Origin of the sequence: Tepidimonas sp. (assembly GCF_046292505.1) — a bacterium.
GTDB lineage: Bacteria > Pseudomonadota > Gammaproteobacteria > Burkholderiales > Burkholderiaceae_C > Tepidimonas.
Genome location: NZ_JBKBQX010000102.1, coordinates 1 through 1,182, shown reverse-complemented (window position 1 = coordinate 1,182; position 1,182 = coordinate 1). Strand labels below are relative to the sequence as shown.

Below are 1,182 nucleotides of genomic sequence, written 5' to 3'. Positions count from 1 at the left end.
GGGTGCTCAAGCGCACCGACGCCGACGGCGTGCAGACGTCCGACGGTGAAGATGCCTGGCACGGCTTTGGCGACATGTTGCCGATGCCGCCGACGCCAAGTGTCGCCACGTTAAACGGATCGTAAGCCGGGTCCATAGCGCCAGCCATACCGCCGAGAAAGCCGCCTGCCGTGCCCATCGCCGTTGTGTTGGCGAGTGACCATTTCTCCTCCGCCTTACGCGCTTTATCGCGTAGATCGTCAAACATCTCACGCGACGTCTTAAGTTGTAGGTCGGGGTGTTCTTCGCGCAGCTTCATGATGTGCGCGTCATATTGCTCAATCTGCTGCGCGCGATCCGGCGTACCGCCCTCGACGAAGTAGCGTGCCGCGTCCAGGTAGCCGTTCAAGCGCTTGCCGACCGGCAACGGTTCGCCGGAACCGGCCGTCCAGTTGTAATCGACACCGCTTAAGCTGGGATGCCTGCCGCCGCGTTCACGGACGGCGCGGATTTGCTCTTGCTCCGCCTCCCAGAACTTTTGCTCAAGGCCGTTAAGCGACGCTGCGCGCGTCTGCGCTTCGTAGGCCATGCCGAACGCTTCCATGAAGCCGATGGGCTGGCCGCCGCTGACTTGCTCCGGCGCTACCGACAGCGCGCCGTCATAGGCTTCACGGAAGAAGCTCACGGCGTACCCCCGAACATCGCGCCGATGGCGCGTTCGCTATCCGACATGCGACGCGGACGCCCAAGCACTTGCCGGACGTTCTTGTCGTCAAGTGCCAGCACGTAGGGCTGCATGCGCCCGTTTGCCAACGGCTTTCCCGTGGTCAGGTACGTTCCGTCGCCCATGACGACAAGATACTGATTGCCGCCGATGGGGCGTAGGTTCGCTTCCTTTTCCAGATCGAAAGCAGAAACAGGCGAGCCGTCGCCGTAGCGCGGCGGTGTCTTGTGAACCGACATGTTGGCCCAATCCTGTTCATTCATACGGCCGAACGCGTCTTCGACTTCACGCGCTGTCAGGTTTTCCGGCAGCACAGTTACCGCGCCGTTGACTTCGCCGAGAGCCGGTTTGCCTTTCGTCCCGCCGAGTACGGCGTTGATAGCCGTTTCAAACTCGTCGCTGTCGAACCTTGACTTCGGGTTGGACGATACCTTTTCCGTGTAGTACGCGACCGCTGCGTCCTGTATGGCTTGACGCAT

Annotated in this window: 2 protein-coding genes; both read right to left on the bottom strand. The window is 61.5% G+C overall.

Features of this window, described 5'->3' with window-relative positions; translation table 11 throughout:
* Positions 1 to 664, bottom strand: a 664-nt coding sequence (locus ACK4TH_RS11980; RefSeq protein ID WP_409626764.1) for a hypothetical protein, incomplete at its 3' end; no start/stop codon positions are given.
* Positions 661 to 1,182, bottom strand: a 522-nt coding sequence (locus tag ACK4TH_RS11975; RefSeq protein WP_409626762.1) for a hypothetical protein, incomplete at its 5' end; no start/stop codon positions are given. The genes ACK4TH_RS11975 and ACK4TH_RS11980, both read right to left, overlap by 4 nt.